The 16654-nt window shown below is 71.4% G+C and carries 16 protein-coding genes; 9 read left to right on the top strand and 7 right to left on the bottom strand.

The window, feature by feature from the left end; all coding sequences use genetic code 11:
• Positions 1-153 precede the first annotated feature (153 nt).
• The 6 genes from AB0F13_RS12525 to AB0F13_RS12500 all read left to right on the top strand — a co-directional run bounded on the left by AB0F13_RS12525 (position 154) and on the right by AB0F13_RS12500 (position 5539).
• A complete protein-coding gene (locus tag AB0F13_RS12525; protein WP_362079443.1) occupies positions 154-1365 on the top strand; it encodes an Ig-like domain-containing protein in 1212 nt (403 codons plus the stop codon).
• Positions 1366-1582: 217 nt separating this feature from the next.
• The gene (locus AB0F13_RS12520; protein WP_362079440.1) at positions 1583-2800 is read left to right on the top strand and encodes an Ig-like domain-containing protein; all 1218 of its coding nucleotides are present in this window, start codon (positions 1583-1585) and stop codon (positions 2798-2800) included.
• A gap of 112 nt (positions 2801-2912) precedes the next feature.
• Positions 2913-3680: an enoyl-CoA hydratase-related protein gene (locus AB0F13_RS12515; RefSeq protein ID WP_362079437.1), complete on the top strand. Its 768-nt coding sequence runs from the start codon at positions 2913-2915 to the stop codon at positions 3678-3680.
• A 278-nt stretch (positions 3681-3958) separates the two neighbouring features.
• The gene (locus AB0F13_RS12510) at positions 3959-4462 is read left to right on the top strand and encodes an ATP-binding protein (RefSeq protein ID WP_362079434.1); all 504 of its coding nucleotides are present in this window, start codon (positions 3959-3961) and stop codon (positions 4460-4462) included.
• A gap of 331 nt (positions 4463-4793) precedes the next feature.
• Positions 4794-5288 carry an N-acetylmuramoyl-L-alanine amidase gene (locus tag AB0F13_RS12505; protein WP_362079431.1) on the top strand — a complete coding sequence of 165 codons (495 nt, stop codon included), beginning with the start codon at positions 4794-4796 and terminating at the stop codon, positions 5286-5288.
• A gap of 38 nt (positions 5289-5326) precedes the next feature.
• Positions 5327-5539: an EF-hand domain-containing protein gene (locus AB0F13_RS12500; protein ID WP_362079428.1), complete on the top strand. Its 213-nt coding sequence runs from the start codon at positions 5327-5329 to the stop codon at positions 5537-5539.
• Positions 5540-5569: 30 nt separating this feature from the next.
• Here AB0F13_RS12500 and AB0F13_RS12495 read toward each other — a convergent pair whose 3' ends face one another.
• The 7 genes from AB0F13_RS12495 to AB0F13_RS12465 form a co-directional block, all read right to left on the bottom strand.
• Entirely contained in the window at positions 5570-5878 is a 309-nt protein-coding gene (locus tag AB0F13_RS12495; RefSeq protein ID WP_362079426.1) for a hypothetical protein, read from the bottom strand.
• A 93-nt stretch (positions 5879-5971) separates the two neighbouring features.
• The gene (locus tag AB0F13_RS12490) at positions 5972-7354 is read right to left on the bottom strand and encodes an L-serine ammonia-lyase (RefSeq protein ID WP_362079423.1); all 1383 of its coding nucleotides are present in this window, start codon (positions 7352-7354) and stop codon (positions 5972-5974) included.
• 140 nt (positions 7355-7494) lie between these two features.
• Positions 7495-8607, bottom strand: a complete 1113-nt coding sequence (locus AB0F13_RS12485; protein ID WP_362079420.1) for a M14 family metallopeptidase — start codon at positions 8605-8607, stop codon at positions 7495-7497.
• A 19-nt stretch (positions 8608-8626) separates the two neighbouring features.
• The gene (locus tag AB0F13_RS12480; protein ID WP_362079418.1) at positions 8627-9406 is read right to left on the bottom strand and encodes a hypothetical protein; all 780 of its coding nucleotides are present in this window, start codon (positions 9404-9406) and stop codon (positions 8627-8629) included.
• Between the two features lie 9 nt (positions 9407-9415).
• Positions 9416-10156, bottom strand: coding sequence for a hypothetical protein (locus tag AB0F13_RS12475; protein WP_362079415.1), 741 nt, complete (start codon positions 10154-10156; stop codon positions 9416-9418).
• Positions 10157-10211: 55 nt separating this feature from the next.
• Positions 10212-11327: a hypothetical protein gene (locus AB0F13_RS12470; RefSeq protein ID WP_362079412.1), complete on the bottom strand. Its 1116-nt coding sequence runs from the start codon at positions 11325-11327 to the stop codon at positions 10212-10214.
• Positions 11328-11541: 214 nt separating this feature from the next.
• Complete coding sequence (locus AB0F13_RS12465) at positions 11542-12612, bottom strand: hypothetical protein (protein ID WP_362079409.1); 1071 nt, start codon at positions 12610-12612, stop codon at positions 11542-11544.
• A 197-nt stretch (positions 12613-12809) separates the two neighbouring features.
• On the opposite strand from AB0F13_RS12465, the gene AB0F13_RS12460 reads away from it, so the two are divergent.
• Genes AB0F13_RS12460 through AB0F13_RS12450 form a run of 3 tightly spaced genes read left to right on the top strand, consistent with a single transcriptional unit; the run spans position 12810 to position 16628 of the window.
• Positions 12810-14120, top strand: a complete 1311-nt coding sequence (locus AB0F13_RS12460; RefSeq protein ID WP_362079406.1) for an ATP-grasp domain-containing protein — start codon at positions 12810-12812, stop codon at positions 14118-14120.
• A 1-nt stretch (position 14121) separates the two neighbouring features.
• Complete coding sequence (locus tag AB0F13_RS12455; RefSeq protein WP_362079403.1) at positions 14122-15381, top strand: ATP-grasp domain-containing protein; 1260 nt, start codon at positions 14122-14124, stop codon at positions 15379-15381.
• Positions 15378-16628 (top strand): MFS transporter, encoded by a 1251-nt coding sequence (locus AB0F13_RS12450; protein WP_362079400.1) that lies wholly within the window; start codon positions 15378-15380, stop codon positions 16626-16628. The genes AB0F13_RS12455 and AB0F13_RS12450 overlap by 4 nt, the downstream gene beginning before the upstream one ends.
• Positions 16629-16654 lie beyond the last annotated feature (26 nt).

Here is a 16654-nt window from a genome sequence, read left to right as displayed (position 1 = left end):
TGCCGGGCACCCGGTATCCCGGGACCGGGTGACTGGCGATTGGGCCCTTCTCCCCCTTCTTCCCAAATCCACGCATGCGCTCACACGTGTGATCGGGCGCAGCAAGCGAGTGCAGCCACGTTTCCCGCGGGGAAGCCCGTCGTTGGGCCCGGTGTGACACATGCCCTCTCGCGCGCGGCACGGGGAATCGCCCTGCTGGCGTTCCTGGCCGCGCTCGCCGGGTGCGCCACCGTCTCCCCGAAGACCACCCTCACCGACGACGCGCGCCCGGTGGCGGCGAGCGAGCTGATCCATGTCAGCCCCCGGGACCGCGCGAGCGGTGTGGAGGTGACGGACCGGCTGGAGGTGCGGGTGCCGCACGGCAGGCTGGAGCGGGTGCGGGTCGCCGGGTTCCAGGACGGCGGCCCGCGGACCGTCGCCGGCCGGATCTCCGGTGACGGGCACAGCTGGCGGCCCGCCGCCGCCCGCCCCCTGGGGCTCGGCGCCCGCTACACGGTGGACGTGCTCGCCAGGGACGCCTCCGGACGCCGGACGGCCCGTCACACCAGCTTCACCACCTACGTTCCCGCGCACCGTGTCATCGGCTACTTCACGCCCGAGCCGGAGTCCGTCGTCGGCACGGGCATGATCGTCTCGTTCGGCTTCAGCCACCCCGTCACCGACCGGGCCGCCGTCGAGCGCGCCATCAGCGTGAGCGCCCGGCCGGCCACCGAGATCGCCGCCCACTGGTTCGGCCCCGCGCGCCTGGACTTCCGCCCGCGCACGTACTGGAGGCCCGGCACGCGGGTCACGATGGACCTGCGGCTGCGGGACGTGCGGGTGGCGGAGGGCGTCTACGGCAGCCAGTACAAGTCCGTCGGGTTCACCGTCGGCCGCAGCCAGTTCAGCCGGGTGGACGCGGCCGGGCACACCATGGACGTCTTCCGGGGCGGCAGGCCGCTGGCCAGCCTGCCCATCACGGCCGGAGGCGGGGGCAACGACACGTACAACGGCAGGATGGTGATCAGCGAGAAGTTCCCCATGACCCGGATGAACGGGGACACAGTGGGCTTCGGTGGTGAGTACGACATCTCGGACGTACCGCACGCGATGCGACTGACCGGCTCGGGGACGTTCCTGCACGGCAACTACTGGGCCGGACCCGACGCCTTCGGCGCCCTGAACACCAGTCACGGCTGCATCGGCCTGCGCGACGTGCGGGGCGGCAGCCCGTCGAGCCCGGCGGGCTGGTTCTACCGCGAGTCGCTGATCGGCGATGTGGTGGAAGTCGTCGGCTCCCGGGAGCGGGTGGTCGCGCCGGACAACGGGCTCGGCGGCTGGAACATGACGTGGGAGGAGTGGCGGGCCGGCTCCGCGCTCGGCTGAGATCCCCGGTTTGACCTGGCTGGAATCTGCCGCTTCACTTCGGTCACTGCCCTCACCACAGGCGCACGGTTCGTATCACCGCTCCCATTTGGGACCGAACGGTGACATTCACGAGGTCAGCGTTGTCGGTGGCGTGTGGTTATCTATCGACAAGCGCGCCTGCCGCGCTCAGGGGGCGCCGCGTGGCCGCGGGCCGTGCGAGGGGAGACGATCCGTTGTGAATGTGCAGCCGATATCGAGAAGCCGAGGGCGCCGGGGTGCGCTGTCCGCTCTGCTGCTCGGAACCGTGCTGACGCTGGTCAGCGCCTGTGACGGGGGCGGCAGCGGCAACAAGGGCGACAAGCCCGCCGACGGACCCTCCCAGGCCGTGGTGAACATCGCGCCCAAGGACGGTGCGGGCGACGTCGCGACGAGCGGCGCCCTCAAGGTGACGGCGGAGCAGGGCAGCCTCACGTCGGTGAAGGTCGCCGACGCCAAGGGCAACGCCATCGACGGCAAGATAACCAGCGGTGGCGCGGCCTGGGAGCCGACCACCCACCTCGGCGCCTCCACCAAGTACACGGTGGACGCGATCGCCAAGGACAAGAAGGGGCGTACGTCCGCAAAGCACGCGACGTTCACCACCCTCACCCCGCAGAACACCTTCGTTGGCTACTTCACGCCCGAGGACGGCACCACCGTCGGCGTGGGCATGCCCGTGTCGATCAATTTCAGCCGGGGCATCACCGACCCCAAGGCCGTGGAGCGGGCCGTCAAGGTGACCGCCGAGCCGGCCGTGGACGTCAAGGGCCACTGGTTCGGCAACGACCGCCTGGACCTCCGGCCCGAGAAGTACTGGGCGCCCGGCACCAAGGTGACGGTGAATCTGAACCTCGACGGCGTCCAGGGCCGTGAGGGCGTCTACGGCACGCAGACGAAGACGGTGAAGTTCACCGTCGGCCGCTCCCAGGTGAGCACGGTCGACGTCAAGAGCCACCAGATGACCGTCGAGCGCGACGGCAAGGTGCTCAAGACCGTCCCGATATCGGCCGGCGCCCCGGGCCACTCGACGTACAACGGCCAGATGGTCATCAGCGAGAAGCTCGAAGTGACCCGCATGGACGGCAGCACGGTCGGCTTCGGCGGTGAGTACGACATCAAGGACGTGCCGCACGCGATGCGCCTGTCCAACTCCGGCACGTTCCTGCACGGCAACTACTGGTCCGGCGAGGGCACCTTCGGCTCGGAGAACGTCAGCCACGGCTGCGTGGGCCTGTTCGACCAGCGGGGCGGCGGCGACTCCTCCACCCCGGCCGCCTGGTTCTTCGAAAACTCCCTCGTCGGTGACGTCGTGGTCGTCAAGAACTCCCCTGACAAAACGATCCAGCCGGAGAACGGCCTCAATGGCTGGAACATGCCGTGGTCCGAGTGGGGCAAGCCCGGCAAGGACAGCTGACGGCTTCCCACCCGGCACCTCCGGCGTTCGAGGACAGCCGGGGACCGCGGCCCGGTGCACTGTGACCAAGTGCACCGGGCCGCGGTGCGTCGGCCGGGTCTAACCTTCTGTCATGACTGTGCACCTTGAGGTAGCCGAGGGCGTCGGTACCGTCCGACTGGACCGTCCGCCGATGAACGCGCTGGACATCGCCACCCAGGACCGGCTGCGGGAGCTCGCCGACGAGGTGACCCGCCGCGACGACGTCCGGGCCGTGGTCATCTGGGGCGGGGAGAAGGTGTTCGCGGCCGGCGCGGACATCAAGGAGATGCAGCGCATGGACCACGCCGCCATGGTGGCGCGCTCCCGCGGTCTCCAGGACTCCTTCACCGCCGTGGCCCGTATCCCCAAGCCCGTGGTCGCCGCCATCACCGGCTACGCCCTGGGCGGCGGCTGCGAGCTGGCCCTGTGCGCGGACTTCCGGATCGCCGCCGACAACGCCAAGCTCGGCCAGCCCGAGATCCTGCTCGGCCTCATCCCGGGCGCGGGCGGCACCCAGCGGCTGTCCCGGCTCCTCGGCCCGTCCAAGGCCAAGGACCTCATCTTCACCGGCCGTCAGGTCAGGGCCGAGGAGGCACTCGCCCTGGGCCTGGTCGACCGCGTCGTCCCCGCGGACGAGGTCCACGAGCAGGCGCACGCCTGGGCGGCCCGGCTCGCCGCCGGTCCCGCCATCGCGCTGCGCGCGGCCAAGGAGGCGGTGGACACCGGTCTCGAGACCGACATCGACACCGGGCTCGCCATCGAGCGCAACTGGTTCGCGGGGCTCTTCGCCACCGAGGACCGGGAGATCGGTATGCGCAGCTTTGTGGAGGACGGCCCCGGCAAGGCCAAGTTCGTCTGAGCTGCCGGTGATTGGGGGAATGCGCCCGGAAGGGCGTGCTCCGGAGGATGCCTCTTGTGGGGGAATTCCGTCGGCGGTATGCGACGCCGCGAACGACCCTGCCCCGCGCACCCGACGGCCCCTCATGCGCCTGAGGTCACCGCAGGTCAGTCCACTTTTGAAGGGTGGCCTGCGGCCTCTGGCATATGTCGGCCGACGGCTGCGGAACCACAGGCTCCGCTGAATCGAATCCCCCCGTTCCCCTCCGTGGCGCCTTGCGGGCGGCCATGATGGGGGTCATGGCGGGCCTGGAGGGAACGGAGCAGCCGCGGCAACGGGTCGGGACGGCCCCTGCGCGGTGGACCCCGACGGTTGAGGACGAGCTGGCGCTCAAGGCGCTCGAGCTGTTCGGCAATCCGACCCTCGGCGAGGTCCGGCTGCCCTCCCGCCCGGAATCCGCCGTCGCCGCCCGCCGGCTGACCCAGTCCGTGGTGCTGCGCCACTGGGGCCTGTCGGCCCAGGTCACCGAGCACGCGGTGCTGCTGGTCTCCGAACTCGTCGGCAACGCGGTCCGCCACACCGGGGCCCGCTTCTTCGGGCTGCGGATGCTGCGCCGGCGCGGATGGCTGCGGATAGAGGTGCGCGACCCCTCGCGGGGGCTGCCGTGCCTGCTGCCGGTGCGGGAGACGGACACCAGCGGGCGGGGGCTGTTCCTGGTGGACAAGCTCTCGGACCGGTGGGGCGTGGACCTGCTGGCGCGGGGGAAGACGACGTGGTTCGAGATGCGCGTGGTCGACCGCTGAGCGGGTCCTCAACCAACAAACAACGACCGGCCCCGTACGAAGAGGCCCCCATCCGTCGTCGTGACGACGTGGCGGGGGCCTCTTCGTATGGCCGCGGGGAAGTTGGGGTGTGCCCCCACGGCGATGTGAACGACCTGGCCCGGGTCAATGGGGGTCGCTGCCGTCGACTATGTCACGCCGGGTAGCGATGGGCCAAAGTGAGACTTCTGAAATCAAAGGTGAGCTGCGCCACGAGCCTTGCAATCAATGAATGAGGTGGCGGAATCGCTAATTTTTATACAAGGCTGCTGAATGGCTTGCGGGGTCACCGGTAGCCGGGTGTCATGTCCTCGTGACGATCCCCGCCTATCCGCCGACGCACTGGATCCCGGCCAGCAGCGCCAACTACACGTCCTCGGCCCGCCCCGGCGCGTACCCGGTCGACCACATCGTGATCCACGTGACCCAGGAGACCTTCCCGGACGCCATGAGGATCTTCCGCGACCGGGAGTCCAAGGTCTCGGCGCACTACATGATCGCCTCCGCCGACGGCTACATCGGCCAGTTCGTCCGCGAGAAGGACATCGCCTGGCACGCCGGGAACTGGGGGTACAACACCCGCAGCATCGGCATCGAGCACGAGGGCTGGATCGACCGGCCCGAGTACTTCACGGACGCTCTCTACCGCGCCTCCGCGAAGCTCACCGCTGCCGTCTGTGCCCGCTTCGCCATCCCCCCGACCCGCGAGCGCATCATCGGCCATGTCGAAGTGCCCGGATCCACCCACGCCGACCCCGGTCCGCACTGGGACTGGGAGCGTTATCTGGAGCTGGTGACCGGCGGCTAATCTGTGCCGGTCACACACGCACACAAGGGGAGGCCCCTATGGCTGACATGGATGCCGCACGTACCGCTTTTAACCGTTTCGATGTGGATGGCGACGGGTTCATTACGGCGGTGGAGTACAAGAGCGTGATGGCTCAGCTCGGCGACCACAACGTGACCGAGACCGTGGCCCAGGCGCTGATCAACAAGAAGGACGGCAACAGCGACGGCGTGCTGTCCTTCGACGAGTTCTGGGCCTCCCTGAACCACTGATCCCGCCGTGTTACGGGACCGGGCCCCGGGTCAGCGCCAGCCCCGACGCTGTGCGCTGGCCCGACGCCGCCGGTCGTTGCACAGCAGACACCGCCCCCAGCCCTGCGGCAGCGGATCGTCCTTGTCCCGGTAGAGGGGATCCACGGCCCCCCGCGGATGCTCCGAGCACCCCGTAGCGCCTATCCCGGCCCCCAGTGCGTTCGCGGCCGAGAGCGCCCGCCGCAGCGCGTCCAGCAGCTGGTCGGCCTCATGGGGCGCGGGTGTGGCGTCGAGGGAGAAGGCGATGTCCGAGGCGGTACTGAGCGCGCTCTGGAGTTCGCGCAGGTCTGCGTAACTCATACCCGCGAGCGTACGCGCCACCACTGACAACGCCGCCGGCCCGCCGCCCCCGGTGCGGGGCCCGGCGGGCCGGCGGATCAGTGGATCAAGGGATCAGCACTCGATGACGTTGACCGCGAGTCCGCCGCGGGCCGTCTCCTTGTACTTGACCTTCATGTCCGCGCCCGTCTCCTTCATGGTCTTGATGACCTTGTCGAGGGACACGTGGTGCCGGCCGTCGCCGCGCAGCGCCATGCGGGCGGCGGTGACGGCCTTGGCGGCGGCCATGCCGTTGCGCTCGATGCAGGGGATCTGGACGAGGCCGCCGACCGGGTCGCAGGTCAGGCCCAGGTTGTGCTCCATGCCGATCTCAGCGGCGTTCTCGACCTGCTCCGGGGTGCCGCCGAGGACCTCGGCGAGGCCGCCGGAGGCCATGGAGCAGGCGGAGCCGACCTCGCCCTGGCAGCCGACCTCGGCGCCGGAGATGGAGGCGTTCTCCTTGAAGAGCATGCCGATGGCGCCCGCGGCGAGCAGGAAGCGGACGACGCCGTCCTCGTCCGCGCCGGGCACGAAGTTCATGTAGTAGTGCAGAACGGCCGGGATGATGCCGGCGGCGCCGTTGGTGGGGGCGGTCACCACGCGGCCGCCCGCGGCGTTCTCCTCGTTGACGGCCATGGCGTAGATGGTGATCCACTCCATGGCGCGGGCCTGTGCGTCGCCCTCGGCGCGCAGCTGGCGGGCGGAGTTCGCGGCGCGGCGGCGCACCTTCAGGCCGCCGGGCAGGATGCCCTCGCGCGACATGCCGCGCGCGACGCAGGCCTGCATGACGCGCCAGATCTCCAGGAGACCCTCGCGGATCTCGGTCTCCGTGCGCCAGGCCTTCTCGTTCTCCATCATCATCGCGGAGATCGACAGGCCGGTCTCCCGGGACATGCGCAGCAGCTCGTCGCCGGTGCGGAAGGGGTACTTCAGCACGGTGTCGTCGAGGACGACCCGGTCCGCGCCGACCGCGTCCTCGTCGATGACGAAGCCGCCGCCGACCGAGTAGTAGGTCTTCTCCAGCAGGGGCGCGCCGCTCTCGTCGTAGGCGAAGAGCGTCATGCCGTTGGCGTGGTACGGCAGGGAGCGGCGGCGGTGCAGGATCAGCTGCGCCGGCTCGTCGAAGTCGATCTCGTGGGCGGAGCCGATCTCGGCGCCGAGCAGCCGCAGCCGCTTGGTGGAGCGGATGCGCTCGACCTCGTCGTCGGCGGTCTCGACGTCGACCGTGCGGGGGGAGTGACCCTCCAGGCCGAGCAGGACGGCCTTGGGCGTGCCGTGCCCGTGGCCGGTGGCGCCGAGGGAGCCGAAGAGCTCGGCCCGCACGGCGGTCGTCTGCGCCAGCAGACCGTCCTTCTTCAGGCGGCCCACGAACATGCGGGCGGCCCGCATCGGGCCGACCGTATGCGAGCTGGACGGACCTATGCCTATGGAGAAGAGGTCGAAAACGGAGATGGCCACGTCGGCGGACTCCTGGCTTGTGATGGGCTGGGCAGAGGCGGATTGCTCCACCACGAGCGTAACGCGTCGCCCACCCGTCTCCATGGCCGAGATGGAGCCGTTACGTGCCCGTCTCACCACGTGAAACGCGGCCGGAGGCGTTATTCCGCCTTCGTATCGCAGCCCGCCAGCCCTCTGAGGGCCTGATCGAAAACCTCCCTGGCCCGCTGGAGAACGGCCTTGCGCCACTGACCGTCCGCGGGCGCGAAGGCGTCCCGGATCAGCTGTTTCCCGCTCGCCCGCACCGCCTCGGCCGGTGCGTGGCGCAGGTGCAGGGCATTGTCGGCGCACAGGGCCAGCAGCACTTCCGGGCCCGGCAGAGTGCCGAACTCGAGGGTGATCGCCGTGAGCTCCTCGTGCCCCAGCAGCCCGTCCGCGACCGCGCTCGCGGTGTTGCCGACGATGGGGGTGGAGGAGGAGGTGCCGGCCTCCGAAGCCGTCAGCGCGTCCCCGTACCAGGCCCGGGCCCGCTCGTGGGCGCCCGCGTCACGGCCGCCGCGGAAGATCGGCTCGCCGGCGGCCCGCTCGCCCAGGCCCGTGTGCAGGTCGATGTAGGCGATGTGCGGGGTGCCGGCCACCCGCTCGGCCACGATCCGCCGCAGCACCCGGTGGGACCAGGCGGGCTCCCGGCCGCCGTAGAACAGGCCGTCGGGGTGGCGGTACTGGCCCCGGGTGACCGCCTCCTGGAAGACCCGGGCGCCCAGCCGGTCGCGCAGGGCGAGCAGCTCCGTGGTGACCTCCCGCGCGGAGAAGGCTCCGGTGCCGCGGGCGACGAGGGCCGGGTGGACCTCGTCGTACGCGTCGTTGTGCGGCGGGGCGGCGTGGTCGACGAAGTTGCGGTTGAGGTCGACGTTGTCCTCGTTGACGCGGCGGAGGTAGGCGAAGCCGTACGGGTTGAGCGCGTGGACGAGCAGCACGCCCGTGCCGGGCCCCGCGGCCCCCGCCAGCCCCTCCTCCAGGAGCACCCGGGTCTGGCAGGCGGAGCCGCAGAAGCCCTCGATGCCGTGCGTCCCCGACACCGTGACCAGCATCTTCACCGGCCGGTCCGGGCCGAGGTACGCCGTGTCGACGCCGATCGGCGTGCCGTCGGGGCCGCCCGGGCCCGGCAGCCGGAAGCTTCCCTGCACGGCGCCCGCAGCCGAGGCGGCCCGCAGGAAGTTCGCGCGCGCCCGGCGGTAGTCCGGGGCGAATCCGTCGGCGCAGGGGTCGGTCATGGCGCTCCGCCTTCCCGGTTCACTCGGGCCGGGCCAGTCCCAGCGCCGTGAGGATGCCGTGCTGCCCGGCCGGGGTGGGGGCGTGCAGGACGCACAGCATCCGGTCGCCGGGCACCAGATGCCTGCCGAAGTACGCGTTCGCAGCCTCCGCCGAGCTCAGCGGCCGCTCCCGGTAGAGGTCCACCGGGCGCCCGGCGCCCGGGAAGACGCACCGCCCGGCGTCGAAGGGGTGCCCCGGAGCGACGGCCCCGGCCACCTCGGTGACCAGCGGGAGCGCCGCGTCGTGTGCCCCGGTGAGGTCCGGGTACAGGCGGACGCCGGGGTGCACTGCGAAGGCGTTCATCGCGCAGTGCACCACGGGGTTGTAGGTCTTCAGGGCGATCACCTCGGGGAACGGGCGGCCCTCGGCCAGCAGCCGGGCGAAGTGCGCGGCCCAGCTCCGGCCGAAGATCGCGCCGTGCCGGTAGGCGTCCCCGACGAACTGCGTCATCACGTGCAGGCACGGCCTGCCCGAGGGCAGCGGCACCCAGCGCGAGGTGAGCAGGGCCACCACCGCGTCCCGCTGCGGGTCCACCGCGACCACGATGTAGCCGGCCTCGGCGAGCATGTCGCGGCGCAGCGCGAACAGCTCGCGGGCCCGCAGCCCGGGCATGGCCTCCACCAGGCCGTCGACGATCCACCGCTCGGTCTCCGGCCGCAACTCCCGGCCCGGCGGCAGCGCCAGTACCTCGGCGCCGCGCCGGCCGGACGTCCCGGCCGTGCCGGGGAGCGGTTCCGCCCGGCCGGTACGGCTCGCCACCGGGCGGCCTCAGCCGTCCGTGGCGGTCGCGGGCGGGCCGGGCAGCGTGATCTCCTCGCCGGTCCGGCCCAGGACGGTGCGCTGGTGCAGCTCGGTGAAGTACAGCTTCCACAGCCAGTAGATGTCGTGCAGGTGCCGCTCGACCCTGCGCTCGTCCTCCTCGGACGAGACGAGGCTGGTCAGCACCCGCCACACGAAGTCGTCGTGGTCGTCGTCCAGGTCGGTGTTGACGTGGGCGCGCTGGCCCTTGACCTCGTCGCGGCCCAGCACCTTCTCCAGGTTGTCCAGCCACTCCGGCTGGGTGCGGGTGGTGGTGTACTCCACGAAGTACACGCTGGTGATCAGGGCCAGCGGGCTGTCCTCGAACTCCATGCCGTACTGGAGGTAGCCGGTCAGCAGCTTGGTGGAGAGCAGCGGTTCGGTGGAGTAGATCTCCTCCTTGGTCACCCCGACCTTGGCCAGGTCGGCGGCGAAGAGCCGGTCGTGCAGCATCTCGTCGTCCGTGTAGTGCGCCCAGGCCTTGGCCTGCACGGGGTCGGCCTTCGTGAAGTACTTGATGGCCAGGGCGTCGACGGTGCGCTTGCGGCGCAGGCGCAGGATGGTCTCGATGTTGTGCCGCTTGTAGTAGCCGAGGTCGATCTCGCCGGCGCTGCGCTGGTGCTGTGCGTAGGGGACGGTCTCGTAGAAGTCCTTGATGAAGGAGTCGAGGAGCGCGTCGACGCGCTCCCTCAGTCCGGGCCTGGCCGACATGGTTTCCTCCCGCGAGCAGATCCGCTCGTTGTCCGTTCGGTTCCGTTCCGTCGATTCAGTGGCAGCCGCAGCTCGCGCTGGAGACCCGCTGCAGCCGTCCGCGCCGCACCGCCTTGCGCGCGCCGAGGACGGGCGTGCCGTCCGCCGTCAGCAGTGAGCTGCGCGGGCAGAGGAAGGCGAGCGCGAACCGGGTGGCCGGGGTGACCCCGATGCCCAGGTTCAGCACGCCGTGCCGGGCGCCGTACACCTCGTTGGGGCCGCAGTTGGCCGGGATGACCTCCGTGCCGGTGTTGATGCCGAAGCCCAGCTCCCAGATGGTGCGGTAGAGCGGCTCGGCCGCCAGGAGCGCGTCGAGCGCCTCGGCGGCCGGGCGTGCCGCGGGGTCCGCGGGGTCCGCGGGGGTGACGCGCCCGATGGTGCCGCCGCTCACCTCCAGCAGCACGGCGTGGGAGACCAGCGGGGCGAGCGCCTCGAACAGCCGCCGCTGGTCCGCCTCGTCGGCCGGGTCGGCGTGGCGGTGCACGATGGGCCAGCCGCGCAGGGTCAGCGTGCCGTTCAGGCCGCCGAGGCGGGCCTCGGGGGAGAAGACGGTGATCTCCGCCGCCGTCACGCTGAGCTTGCCCGCGGGAAAGATCTGCTGCTCCCCGGGGCCGAGCACGCCGGCCTGCTGGTTCCAGACGCACTCGCCCACGCCGTGGTCGAACTCGGCCTCGCTGCCGGTGGTGTCGTCGGTGATCAGCAGCCGCTCGCTCGCCGCGGCGTGCTCGAAGAACTCCTCCGCCGCCGCCTCCTGGCGGCCCACGTCGGTACGGGCCGCGGACTGCAGGAAGTAGCGGACGTGCCCGCCGGTCAGCGGGGTGGAGCCGGCCGGCAGGACCGAGAGCCTGCGTGCCCCCGGCTCGATCGCCCCCGCGGAGCCGAGGAACCGGCCGGGGCAGGCCACCAGCACGTGGGCGTCCGGCGGCACCTGCTCGGCGAGGAGCTCCTGCACGCTCTGCCCGGGCGGCAGCGCCAGGTGCAGGACCCGCTCGTAGCCCTTGCCCGGCCGGCAGCGGATCGCCTCGCGGCCCGCCTCGTCCGTGATCAGGGCGAAGGTCCCGCCCGGCTCGCCGAACTGGCCGAAGTCGCTCGCGGTGATGTCCACCGGTGAGGGTGCGGACAGAGGTGACACGAAAGCTGCCTCCTTGACGGTTCCCGGTGGACGCGGGTCTTCGGAAAAACCCCGTGGCGGGGTCCTTTCGGTCCCCGCCACGGGTCGGTACTCAGCCGAGCAGCGTGCCCAGGTAGTTGCGGTTCTTCTGAACCTTGATCTTCTTGATGGCCTTCATGAGTTCACCTCCCGTCGGCGCAGCGCAGTGGTGGTGCGCACCCCGGGCCGTGCGTCGTCAGTCGCCGGAGACGACCCGCTCCACGGTGGGGTGGTCCGGGTGCCCGATGAGCGCGGGGCCGTTGCTGCTCAGCACGCGCGTGTCGGGCGAGATGATGTCGAGGTGGTACTGGGTGTACGGCGTCAGGCCCAGCCCGTAGTGCAGGCAGCCCTCGGTGCCGCCGTACACCTCGTTCATGGCGTGGTTGCCCGGCAGGATGTCCAGCGCCGTGTTGAGGGCGTGGCCGATCTCCCACACGATGCGGTAGCGGGAGTCCACCGCGAACATCTGCTCCAGCATGTCCAGCGCCGGGGCCGCGCCGGGGTCGAGTGCCGTCAGGTGGGTGATCCGGCCGTCCTCGACGGTCGCCTTGATGGCGTTCTCGCGCATGGCCCACAGCCGCGCGTGGATGCGCGCCTGGTCGGCACGGGAGAAGGAGGGGGTGCCGCTGTGCAGGATCGGATAGCCGCGCAGCGTGATCTCGCCCTCCAGCGGGAGCTTGAGATCCTCCTGGAACTCCCGGATCTCGACGGGCAGCACGCTGATCTCACCGGCCGGCACGATCTGCTGGTCGCCCCAGTCCAGCGGCCCCGCCTGCTGGTTCCACACCAGGTCCTCGCGGAGGTGGTCCATGACCGCGCGGGTGCCGTGCCGGGGATCGACGTACTCCAGGTGCTCGGCCTCCTCCGCGATCTCGAAGAACGTGTCGGAGAACGCGGCCTGTTCGGCCGCCGAGGTCCGTTCCATGACCCCGAGGAAATGCCGGATCTCCGCGAGCGTGGTGGGCGTCGAATTGCACGCCATGCCCATGATCTTGCGCCGGCCCACCAGATCCGGGTCGGGCGACTCGAAGAACCGGTGCGGCGATACGACGAGAATGTGGGCCGGCTCGGGAATGCTCTTCTCCAGCAGGTCCTCGAAACGGTCGCCCGCCGTGAACGGAATGGTCAGATACCGCTCGTACGAGGCGGTCTCGACGATCTCGATCGCATCGGTCAGCTCGGGGTTCGTGATGAGGCAGAAGGTACTTCCGGTGGCCGCTCCGAACTGGCTGAGTTTCCCCGGATCGATGGACACGCGTGGGCTCATGACAACTCCACTCCTCCGGCCTCCGTGGGCGGCCGCCGCTGTGCCACCACAGTGTCCGAGGCGGCATACGGGCGGCCATAGGCCGATGGTCCCGCCCGGCCGTGGGCACCGGGGCGCGCCGGCGGTGGCAGGAATTCGTGGCCGCCGGTCGGTCCTGCCACTGTCCGCAAGGCCGGGCCGGACCGCACAGTAGCCGGATGAGCAGCGGGAAACGTTACGTGGTCGTCGTCGACGGCTACCACCTCAGGGACGGCGACAACCGGGGCTTCGCCAGCGCGTTCAGGGCGCGCGGCGTGCTGCCGGTCACCGTCATGAGCACTCCGAAGCCCTTGGCCAAATTCGTCAGGAAGTCGACCTGGTACCCCGACGACTACGAGGCCGTCCACTTCTACGACGGCGACTTCGGCGCACTCGTGAAACTCGTCGAGTCGTACGACCCCGTCGGCATCGTCGCGGGCAACGAGCGGGGGGTCGAACTCACCGCGCAACTCGTCGAGACGCTCATGCCCCGCATCGCGAACGCGCCGGGCAGCGCCGTCGCCCAGCGGCACAAGGGAGAAATGGCCCGCGCCCTGGAGAACGCGGGTGTGCCCGGCCCGAAGACCCTGTCCACCGCCGACCCGGAAGAGGTCGCGGAATGGATCGCCCGCAATGGGCTGACCGGAAGGCCGCTCATCGTCAAACCCCCGCACAGCGCCGGCACCGACAACGTCCACCTCATTCCGCCCGGCGGGGAATGGCGGCGCTACTTCACGCACATCCTCGGCCTGGTCAACGGGTTCGAGCTGCGCAACGACACCGTCATCGTGCAGGAATTCCTCGAGGGCCCCGAATACATCGTCGACCTCTACTCGGTCGACGGACGGCACGGCCTCGTCGACACCTGCGTCTACGCCAAGCACGACCGGGGCCCGCGCATCGGCATCTACGACGTCGCCGACTTCCTGCCGCCCGGCGACCCCGACGTGGCCGTGCTGGCGGCCTACACGATGCGGGCCGCCGACGCCGTCGGCATCCGCAACGGATCCACCCACGCCGAGGTCATCATGACCGCCGACGGGCCGCGCCTGGTCGAGCTCGCCGCCCGCTACTCGGGCAGCTGCATGATGCTGTCCGGCTCGCTGGCCACCGGCGACAACCAGATCGAGCGGACCGTGCGCCACCTGCTCGACGGCACGTTCACGCCCGGCTTCGAGCTGGCCAAGGAGGTCCGCACGCTGTGGCTGTGCGCCGACTTCGCAGGCCCGGTGCGGCGCATGGACATCCTCCAGGAGATCGCCGGCCTGCCGACCGTCCACAGGATGTCGGTACCGCCCGAGGGAAAGGAGGTCCCGATGACCAACGACGTCACCACCAGCCTCGGCTGGGTCATCCAGGGTGCGGACGACTGGGCCGCCATCGAGAAGGACAGCCGCCGCATACGCGAACTGGAACGGATATGGAACGCCGCCCAGAACGGCGACGGCGGCGACGACGGCCACGGCACCGGCGCCCCGGGGCCGGCCTGACATGGCGGCCGTACCCCACCTGCTGCTGGTCTGCCCGCGCTCCGATGTGCTGGGCAAGCTGCTCGGACTGCCGGTCGCCCTCACCGTGGTGCACCGCCCCGGCGGGGACCGCGCCCTGGAGGAGTCACTGGCCGCGCGCGTCGTCGACGCCGACTTCCAGAGCCCCGAGGCCCTGCTGGCGGTCGCCCGCGACGTCCACGCCTGGCGGCCCGTCGACGCGGTCCTGGGCCTGACCGAGCTGTCGCTGTACCCGGTCGGCGTCGTCGCCGACGCGCTGGGCGCCCGCGGGAACGCGGCCGCCACCGTCGCCTGCGCCCAGGACAAGGCCGCCATGCGGCGCCTGCTGCACGAGCGGGGTGTCAGCACCACCGCCCACCGGGTGTGCACCGACGCCGCCCAGGCCGCGGAGTTCGCCCGCGCCTGCCCCGCGGGCATCGTGCTCAAGCCCGTCCAGGGCAACGGCGGCACGGGCGTCCACGTGGTCCGCCACGCCGGTGAGCTCGCCGCTGCCTGGGCCTGGACCACGGGCGCGAAGGCCGCCTGGGCCTGGAGCAAGGCGGACGCCGAGGCCGCCCGGGCCACCGAGGTCCTCGCCGAGGAACTGCTGACCGGCAGCGAGTTCAGTGTGGAGACGCTCACCGTGGAGGGCCGGCACCAGGTCCTCGCGGTCACCCGCAAGCACACCACCGGCCCCCCGCACTTCGTCGAGACCGGCCACGACCTGCCCGCCGCCCTGCCCGCACCGCAGCACACGGCGGTCGTCTCGGCGGCGCTCGCCGCGCTGGACGCCATCGGCTACGCCTGGGGCCCCTGCCACACCGAGGTGATGCTCGCCGACGACGGCGAACGGGCCACCGTCATCGAGATCAACGTCCGCCAGGGCGGCGACCAGATCTGGGAGCTCGTCCAGCACGTCACCGGCATCGACATGATCTACGGTGCCGTGGCCGCCCTCGCCCACGCCGCGCCGCCGCCCCCGGCCACACCCCTGGCGGGCGGCGCCGCCATCCGCTACCTCGCCCCCGCGCCGGGCCTGGTGACGGCCGTCGAGGGGCTCGCCGACGCCCTCGCCGTCGAGGGGGTGATCCGCGCCGGCGAACTGCCCTCGCCCGGCGACGAGGTGGCACCGCTCGGCGACTCCTGGAACCGCTGCGGCCATGTCATCGCCACCGGGCCCGACCCCAAGTCGGCCGCGGCGGCGGCCGAGGCGGCCGTCGCGCGCATCGTCATCCGTACCGAGCGGCAGCCGGAGGCACGGTGACGACGGTGAAGGCCACCGCGTTCGCGCAGGGCAGGGGACCGGCGTACGTCGTGATCCTCGGACGGTTCATGACCAACATCGGGTTCTTCATGGTCATCCCGTTCCTCGCGGTCTACCTCACCCGGCACGCGGGCATGAGCAGCCTGCAGACCGGGCTCCTGTTCGCCCTGCTGGAGTTCACCCGTCGCGGCCTCGGCATCCCGGCCGGCTGGGCCAGCGACCGCTTCGGCGCCGCCCGCGTCCTCGTGCTGGGCCTGCTCGTCGAGGTCGTCGCCTACCTCGTCTTCGCCGTCGCCGGGCGCGGCTTCTGGCTGTGGGCGGGGGCCGTCGCCCTGATCGGCCTCGGCGGCTCGCTCAACAACAACGGCTCCCGCAGCGTGCTGGCCTCCGCCAAGTCCGGCGGTGTGGCCGCCAACCTCAGCCGCTACTACGTCTCGATCAACGGCGCCGCGCTCATCGGCCCGCTGATCGGCACGGCGCTGATGGCCAGTGGCGCCATCCGCGCCGGCTTCGTGGTGGCGGCCGCGCTGCACCTGGTGTTCGCCGCCGTCTCGGCGGTACTGCTGCGCGGCATGCACGGGGCGAACGCGACGCCGGTGCGGCCCGCCGCGATGGCCGAGGCACTGCGCGACCGGGCGCTGATGCTCTTCTGCGCGCTGGCGGTCGGCGGCTGGTTCCTCATCACCCAGTACCGCATCGCGCTGCCGCTGACCATCGTCGAACAGAAGCTCTCCGCCGACCTGGTGGGGCTGCTGACCGCGGGCAACGCCGTCGTGGTGATGATCGCGGTCACGCTCGTCGGCTCCCGCATCGAGCGGCGCGGGACGGCCGGCCGGCTGGACGTGTTCGCCCTGTCGGGGGTCGTCCTCGGCGGCGGCTGGCTGCTGTGCGCGGTCGACGGCGTCAGCCCGATCGTGGCGTCCGTCATCGTCACCTCCGTCGGCGAGTCCCTGTTCTGCGGGGTCGTCGACGCCATCGTCGCCGGCCTCGCCCCGCCCGGCCGCATCGGCCTGTACCTCGGCTACTCGACGATGGCCTGGGGCGCCGGCGGCGTCCTCGGCGGCTTCATCGCCGGCGGCTTCGACCTGGCCGCGGACCACGGCGCGCTGCTGCTCTTCTGGCTCGTCCTCGCCCTGATCGGCGCCGGCTCCGCCCTCGGCACCCGCGCCGCCCGCGCCTCCCTGGCCGGCGCCGTCGACGCGCGGCAGGCCGCCGCCCCGGCCGAGGCGGGCGCGGCCCGGACCTGACGTGCCCGCCCACCGCCACACCCACC

It is taken from the genome of Streptomyces sp. NPDC026206 (genome assembly GCF_040638465.1).
GTDB lineage: Bacteria > Actinomycetota > Actinomycetes > Streptomycetales > Streptomycetaceae > Streptomyces.
Note: the sequence above shows the minus strand (reverse complement) of the source record. Positions and strands in the feature narration are given on the sequence as shown.

Coding starts and splice junctions, on each gene's coding strand:
- AB0F13_RS12515 (WP_362079437.1), top strand. CDS start 2,913: ATGACTGTGCACCTTGAGGTAGCCGAGGGCGTCGGTACCGTCCGACTG.
- AB0F13_RS12510 (WP_362079434.1), top strand. CDS start 3,959: ATGGCGGGCCTGGAGGGAACGGAGCAGCCGCGGCAACGGGTCGGGACG.
- AB0F13_RS12500 (WP_362079428.1), top strand. CDS start 5,327: ATGGCTGACATGGATGCCGCACGTACCGCTTTTAACCGTTTCGATGTG.
- AB0F13_RS12495 (WP_362079426.1), bottom strand. CDS start 5,878: ATGAGTTACGCAGACCTGCGCGAACTCCAGAGCGCGCTCAGTACCGCC.
- AB0F13_RS12485 (WP_362079420.1), bottom strand. CDS start 8,607: ATGACCGACCCCTGCGCCGACGGATTCGCCCCGGACTACCGCCGGGCG.
- AB0F13_RS12475 (WP_362079415.1), bottom strand. CDS start 10,156: ATGTCGGCCAGGCCCGGACTGAGGGAGCGCGTCGACGCGCTCCTCGAC.
- AB0F13_RS12465 (WP_362079409.1), bottom strand. CDS start 12,612: ATGAGCCCACGCGTGTCCATCGATCCGGGGAAACTCAGCCAGTTCGGA.
- AB0F13_RS12460 (WP_362079406.1), top strand. CDS start 12,810: ATGAGCAGCGGGAAACGTTACGTGGTCGTCGTCGACGGCTACCACCTC.
- AB0F13_RS12455 (WP_362079403.1), top strand. CDS start 14,122: ATGGCGGCCGTACCCCACCTGCTGCTGGTCTGCCCGCGCTCCGATGTG.